The 6,742-nt window shown below is 50.4% G+C and carries 7 protein-coding genes; 1 reads left to right on the top strand and 6 read right to left on the bottom strand.

The genetic code is table 11. The features are described 5' to 3' along the window. Nucleotides 1–631: 631 nt before the first annotated feature. A complete protein-coding gene (locus tag PSHG_RS31750) occupies nucleotides 632–757 on the top strand; it encodes a hypothetical protein (protein WP_262362367.1) in 126 nt (41 codons plus the stop codon). 59 nt (nucleotides 758–816) lie between these two features. Here PSHG_RS31750 and ptsP read toward each other — a convergent pair whose 3' ends face one another. The 6 genes from ptsP to PSHG_RS16740 all read right to left on the bottom strand — a co-directional run bounded on the left by ptsP (nucleotide 817) and on the right by PSHG_RS16740 (nucleotide 6,738). Then, nucleotides 817–2,559, bottom strand: coding sequence for a phosphoenolpyruvate--protein phosphotransferase (gene ptsP, locus PSHG_RS16765; protein ID WP_010274969.1), 1,743 nt, complete (start codon nucleotides 2,557–2,559; stop codon nucleotides 817–819). Next, the gene (locus PSHG_RS16760; protein WP_010274966.1) at nucleotides 2,559–2,828 is read right to left on the bottom strand and encodes an HPr family phosphocarrier protein; all 270 of its coding nucleotides are present in this window, start codon (nucleotides 2,826–2,828) and stop codon (nucleotides 2,559–2,561) included. Before PSHG_RS16760 ends, ptsP begins: the two co-directional genes overlap by 1 nt. 35 nt (nucleotides 2,829–2,863) lie before the next feature. Beyond that, complete coding sequence (locus PSHG_RS16755; protein ID WP_010274962.1) at nucleotides 2,864–3,598, bottom strand: SIS domain-containing protein; 735 nt, start codon at nucleotides 3,596–3,598, stop codon at nucleotides 2,864–2,866. Next, a complete protein-coding gene (locus PSHG_RS16750) occupies nucleotides 3,595–4,347 on the bottom strand; it encodes a creatininase family protein (RefSeq protein WP_010274957.1) in 753 nt (250 codons plus the stop codon). Before PSHG_RS16750 ends, PSHG_RS16755 begins: the two co-directional genes overlap by 4 nt. Nucleotides 4,348–4,370: 23 nt before the next feature. Then, nucleotides 4,371–5,363, bottom strand: coding sequence for a phosphotriesterase family protein (locus PSHG_RS16745; protein WP_010274953.1), 993 nt, complete (start codon nucleotides 5,361–5,363; stop codon nucleotides 4,371–4,373). Between the two features lie 79 nt (nucleotides 5,364–5,442). Beyond that, nucleotides 5,443–6,738, bottom strand: a complete 1,296-nt coding sequence (locus tag PSHG_RS16740) for a PTS ascorbate transporter subunit IIC (RefSeq protein WP_010274949.1) — start codon at nucleotides 6,736–6,738, stop codon at nucleotides 5,443–5,445. Nucleotides 6,739–6,742: the final 4 nt, after the last annotated feature.

The following is a 6,742-nucleotide window of genomic DNA, read 5'->3' as shown; positions in this document are numbered from 1 at the left end:
ATATGGATTATAAGAAACCCAAACCCATCACAAACCCAAACTCATCATAAACCAGATCACAAACCATAACCTGTCCAGTGCAAAAATAGGGACACAAAAGGAGGCTAGGCCGGAGACCGGCTTAACCAGCTGTGCCTGTAAGCAGTGAGAAAAAGAAGATAAGGCAATATAACAAATACAAAAAGCGCAACGTTCAAAGAATAAACGTTCAACATTCAAAGAATAAAAGTGAAAGCTTGAGAAGTACGAATTCAAAAACAGGAGAAATACATCAGAATGGAACAGGTTGATGCATTTCCGGCGGAACTGAAACCATGTCAAGCCCTTTGAGGTACGTTAGCTCGGGCGGAGCAGTGCCTTGGCGTAACGCATTTGATGCGTAGATTTTTCGTGAGAACGATCACCATTATAGCAAAGCTGACAGTAAGGTAGCAATCACTTTTTTCCAGGCTCAGTTCTCGCTAAACTCCATTCGAATGATCCAATTCAGCTTTTTAGTCAAGGCGCAGCGGGGGTGGACATCATGCAGGGATCAGATGAACTCATTTAAAACGTGTTACGCTCACCCGCGAAGGGGCGAGGATCAATCAGACCAAAACAGAGTTCGATTTGTTGAAGGCTCTGCTGTTAAATGGCGAGGGGTAATGAAAAGCAGGAATTAATGAATGAAGCTTGGGGAGAGATTTACTTTGGCGGAAGCAATTCCGCAAGCCATTACCGCGGCAGGAGCCGGGTGCAGGGCAGCTCTGGATTGTGAAAGGGAAAACCCCAATCATAGGTGTATATCCATACGCCCATGGATTGGGGTTTGCGTTTCTATTCTGGTGAAGTCTGATTCCGATACTGCTTTAACCGCTCCCTGACTTCTTCCGGGGTATCCAGCTTAAGCAGTTCTTCGGCTAATCGCTTGCAATCCCGGCTGTCAAGATGAGAGATCGTTTTCTTAATCTTGGCAATGGCGGCGGACTCCATACTCCACTCATCGAGCCTCATTCCCAACAGTAATGGAGCGGCAAGCGGATCACCCGCCATACCGCCGCACATGCCTGCCCACTTGCCTTCCTGATGCGCGGCTTCAATGACCTGGCGAATGAGGACAAGTACAGCAGGGTGGAAATAATCGTACAAATATGCGACCTTTTCATTCATCCGGTCCACAGCCAGAGTATATTGAACCAAATCGTTAGTGCCGATACTGAAAAAATCCACTTCCTTGGCAAAGGCGGGAGCCTGCAGGGCCGCTGACGGAATTTCCACCATAATGCCCAGCTGAATCTGATCCGAAATGGCTGCCTGTTCGTTCATAAGCTCTTGACGCGCCTGCTCATAGAGCTGTTTGGCTTGGCGCCATTCGCTAAGACTGGAGATCATCGGGAACATGATGTTCAAATTGCCGTAAGCGCTGGCTCTGAGGATGGCCCGGAGCTGGGTAAGGAGCAGCTCCTTGCGGTCAAGGCCAATGCGGATGGCCCGATAGCCGAGAAACGGATTATCCTCCTTGGGTAAATTCATGTAGCCTAATTCTTTATCGCCGCCAATGTCTAAAGTTCGAACGATAACCGGGCGTTCGCCCATATACTCGGCTACCTGCCTGTAGGCCGCAAACTGCTCTTCTTCGTCAGGCAGCTGCTTGCTGTTCATGAATAAGAACTCCGTGCGATACAGGCCTATCCCCTCAGCGTTTCTTTCCGCAGCCGTTTCAGCCTCCTGCACCGTGCCGATGTTGGCTGCGGTCTCTACGCGTACACCATCCTTCGACTGTGCCGGCTGAGACTGAAATTTGTCCCATTCCCTAATGCGGTCCGCCTCTTCCTGCTGCAGCTTGCGATAGCGTTCTACATCCGCTGCTTCCGGGTGAAGCAGACACAAGCCTTGACCGCCATCGATGATAAGCTGATCTCCGTCACGGATGGAGTCAATGGCATCGCCTGCTCCAACAACGGCAGCAATACCTAGGGAGCGGGCAAGCAGGGAGGTATGCGACGTTTGCCCCCCGGCGCGGGTTACAAAGCCCAAAACGAACTGCTTATTGAGCTGTACGGTGTCCGAGGGGGCCAGGTCATCCGCGATCAGAATGACTTCTTCGGCAAGCTCTGCGAGACTTGGCTGCTGATCCCCATAAAGGTGGCCAAGCAGCCGTCTTCCGAGGTCGCGAATGTCAGCAGCCCTTTCCTGCATATAGGCATTGTTTATACTTTCAAAGCGGCTTGCGAAATGATCAACCATCGTTTGTACGGCATTCTCAGCCCGGCTAAGCTTCTCCCGAATATGCTGTTCTACCTTCGGGTAGAAGGCCGGATCCGACAGAAGCTTGGCTTGTCCGCTTAAGATTCCGGCTTTCTCTTCGCCAAGTGCCGCTTTCGTTCGGTCAGCCAGAGCCATTAATTCCTCATAGCTCTTCTGCTTAGCCTGGGAAAGGCGTTCAAGCTCCTCTTCGATCTGGTCCTCCGCAATGGGTTCATCGTTACGGCTTGAGTGCTGGACAGGCTTATAGACAAAAGCCTTTCCGATCTTTATTCCGTCGGAAACCCCCAGCCCTTTGATCGTTACGGAGCTCATCACTGCTCACCAAACTTGCTTTCCACCAGATCGGCGAGGGCATCCACGGCTTCCTGCTGGTCTTCACCTTCGGCCTCAATTGTAATTTGCGATCCTTTCTCCAGACCAAGTGTCATCAGTTCCAGCATGCTTTTGGCATCTGCTTCTTCACCGGAAGCATTTTTCACCTTAATGGAAGCACTGAATTCAGCCGCTTTGTCGGAAAACAACTCAGCGGGACGAACATGGAATCCCTGCTCGTTTTGAATCGTTAATTTTCTTGCTACCATGGTATCTCCTCCTCTTAGTATCCGAAAGTCGAATCTTACGAAAGCAGCGGAATGCGCGTTTTATATTTATTTATTAGCGCCTGGTTATGATCATCCGCACCATCTATGTTTCCGCTAAGAAAGACGGGGGGCTCCATCCCGCTCTCGGCGATAAGAGTCACCGATTTGGCCAATATAGCGTTCAGGATGGCGGCGCCGATCACGGTTGAGGTTGGGGTGAAAGGCACCTTCACCTCAGGATGCCGCAAAACAGCGTCTCCCGGCACAGCGTAATTGTTAATGACAATGTCGACCGAATTAAACAAGTGCTTGCCGCTGTGATGTCTTGAGCTTTGGCTTTGCGAATACTCGAGGGAGGTGATGCCCACAGTAATCGCCCCTTTGGCCTTAGCGGCCAAGGCTGCATCGACAGGGACAGGATTGCGCCCGGAGGTGGACAGCACAAACATCACTTCGCCGGGACGAATATCCTGATCCTTCATAAACGTCTCTGCGAGCCCGTTTTGTCTCTCCAATTCGGAAGATCGGACAGCTCCCTCATGCAGCATCAGCTTTTCAACAAAAATCGGCCGAATCGGCACTAGGCCGCCGGCGCGGTAAAACACTTCCTCGGTCAAAATATGAGAATGTCCGCAACCAAACAAGTGAACGATTCCGTCCTGGCTTATAGATTCAGCAACTTTGGCGGCAGCCTGATTCATCGCTTCACTTTCCTGCTGCTCAACTTGGGCAAGCATGCTGCGAATGTGGTCAAAATAAGCAGAGATCATGAAGATGCGTCTCCTTTACTCAAAAGTCGTTGCTTGGCATCATTGAGGATTCGGGTCATCGCCGCAAGACTGGCTTCCACAACCCTTTCCCCTTTCTCTTTAGTAGCCAGCGTAGCATCGCCTAGCACAGCGGAAGAGGTGAACTCCTCCCAAGGGGTCGGCGTGCAATCTGCTTCAATAGAAATAGTGGGAATATCCTTGATCGCTTTTTCCATATCGACAAATTCTTCAGCAAGATATAGCATATAAGAGGTTTCCAGCTCGCACGCGTGAAAATAAGCGGCATGGGCAGCAGGAGTCTCTCTGACCTCGGCGATTGCTTCTTTGGAGCCCGGATAGAAGAAGTAGTATACTTTTAAATCCGGATAATCCTGATACAGCAGTCGTGCGGCGTCTTTTAATGCTTGAGCGTTGCCAAGGTGTCCATTAAGCATGACATAAATCCGGAAGCCTTGCTGATACAAGCTTTCTCCAATATCATACAATAATTGAATAAGAGCTTCATTGGACACATTAAGACTGCCGGGGAAGTTCTTCAAGCTCCAGACTTGCCCGTAGGGAAGGGTAGGCAGTACGAAGCTGTCTGTCCGTTCCGCCAGCCTTTCCGCCAGCCGCTCCGCCAATAGATTATCAGTTCCCAAGGGAAGGTGGGGACCATGCGCTTCTACAGCGCCTATAGGGAGAATGGCACACTTTTTTTCCGCGATTTGCTCCTTGATCTCAAAGCTGTTTTGCTGTTCATATAGCATATCTGGCAATGCCCCCTTAGGACTTAGCGTTTAAAAGAGAAGCATTCTGCCGGATTGCTTACAAAGAACTTCTCAATTAACTTCTCTCCATCAAAGCCGGCTTTATCCGCCTCCAGCTTAAAGCGGGGAACCCAATTGGCGATAATATGCTCCAATCCGAGCCCGTGGTCATAGTGCTTGTAATACGTTTTGCGGGCTGTATCGCCGCTGATCAAAATCTGATTTTCGTAACCTTTGCGCACGAGATCAAGGATCAGCGATATTCTCGTGCTTTCCGGAGCGTATTTGATTTTGCCGATACCATCGAAGCTTAGATAAGCACCTGTGCTGGCGATTTGCTCGTGATAATACGGATCGGGGTTGCGGTCCATGTGCCCCAGGCTGACGAAGCTTAAATCGATCTGTTCGCTTTTTAACAGCTCGAGCTGCTCCAGCCCCATCGTCCCGACCTCGGTATGGGAGTGAATGGGGGCTTTCGTTTCATGATGCGCTCTTGCGATCGCCCGCAAGGTCTTCACTTCTAGCGGGGAAATGCGGTTATACCCGGTGCCGAATTTGACTTGGCCCGCCTTGAAGGGGGTGCCTTCCAAGCCTTCTTCCACTTCCTTGATAACAAAATCAGCCAGCTCATTGACCGACGCCGCCTCTATCCACTGCTCATAGGTTTCATAATCGCCTATGAGCGGCTTTAGCTCGTCCTTGATTCTAGCTTTCCAGAGGAAGCTTTTGTTAAAGCCTGCCGTACCGATTATTTTGATTCCGGTGTTTTGCGAGATCTGATAGACAGCGGGTACATCTCTGCCATAATCTACGGCTGTTGCATCAACAATAGCCTGGCCTCCGTGTTTTTGAAAATCACGCACATCCAGCTCGGATTTGGCCGGATCATCGAGGAGGAGGTCATTCTCCCCGCGTTCGGACCAGAAGGCTGGTCGGCACACAATATGTTCATGAGAGTACGTAAAGCCAAGCTCTTCTTTGGCAATATCCTTATCTAATGTACGGATGAAGCTCATAAAGCAGGCCCTCCTTCTCCTAATTGCAAACAGCTCTCTATCTGCTTGCAGGGTTTGTTTAATTTTGCAAATGGGCGAATTAGAACAGCAGCTGAGCGAGCAGACGAATAATCGGCCCGATCAAGAACATATCGGAATCCGCGGCCCACATAGCCGTGTCCGGAACCGTAGATGCGATCAGGTAACGCACCATAAAGAATTGTCCCCAGGCTACTATCGTCGCTGTAATGAAGCCGCCCATTAACGCCCCTCGAACACCACCGGTTGAATTACCGAACACCCCGGCGGTAGCCCCATGGAAGAATAAGACAATCATGGTCGGAACGAAAATATAAGCGACCGTGCTGCCAAGCACGACAAGCCAGATTAATCCGCCGGCAAACGCTCCGATAAAGCCCAGAATAACGGCGTTTGGCGCATAAGGATAAACGACAGGGGAATCGAGCGCAGGTATGGCGCCGGGAACGAGCTTGGTTGCGATTCCGTTAAAGGCTGGAACCAGCTCCCCGATAAACATTCTAACCCCCATTAGAACGATGGCGATTCCACCGGCAAAGGTTAAAGACTCGACGATAGAATAAATCAGGAAGTTCTGATCGCCGGCCAGAGCAACGAGCTCCTGGGCTCCCGGTGTATCCTTCAGGGAGACGACAATCGCTCCGATCAGGAACAGAGCGCCCATGCTGAGCGCGGTAATGACATTGGAGTCACGCAGAAATTCAAGGCCTTTCGGCACCTTGATTTTTTCGGAATCGTTCTCCTTGTTGCCGAACCATTTTCCGAACAGTCCCCCAAGCAAAGCAACGGAGGCGGAAGTATGGCCGAGAGCAATGTTGTTGTTGCCTGTTATTTTACGCATGAAGGGTTGAGTAACAGCAGGCTGGAATGTCCAGTACAAGCCGAGAATGACCGATAGGAACAGCACCAAGCCCCAGAAAGGAACGTCTCCTGCCGTGTGCACGACAACCCCGGCAAATACGGTAGAAGTCCAGAACATCATATGACCGGTTAAATAGATGTACTTGAATTTCGTGAGACGGGCGAGGAGCACGTTAATCAAAAACCCGAGAAACATAGCCAAAGTCACAGCGCTGCCGAAACGGGCATTAAACACTTCCTGACCCATAAATTGGCCGAGCGACTCCGCCTCCAGCCCGAACACTTCTTTCCACATGGGTTCAAATACGGTTAACGCATTGACAATAACCCCGGATCCGGCACCGATGATCAAAAAGCCGATCGTGGCTTTGAAGGTGCCGCTAATAACCTGGCTGGTTGATTTTTTTTGCAGAAGCAGTCCCAGCAGGACGATAAAACCAAGCAGTATCGCAGGAGTGCCAAAGATATTGGTCGCGACCCAAAAAATTACGTCCACATTG

The sequence above is a fragment of the Paenibacillus senegalensis JC66 genome, from assembly GCF_000285515.1.
GTDB lineage: Bacteria > Bacillota > Bacilli > Paenibacillales > NBRC-103111 > Paenibacillus_L > Paenibacillus_L senegalensis.
Note: the sequence above shows the minus strand (reverse complement) of the source record. Positions and strands in the feature narration are given on the sequence as shown.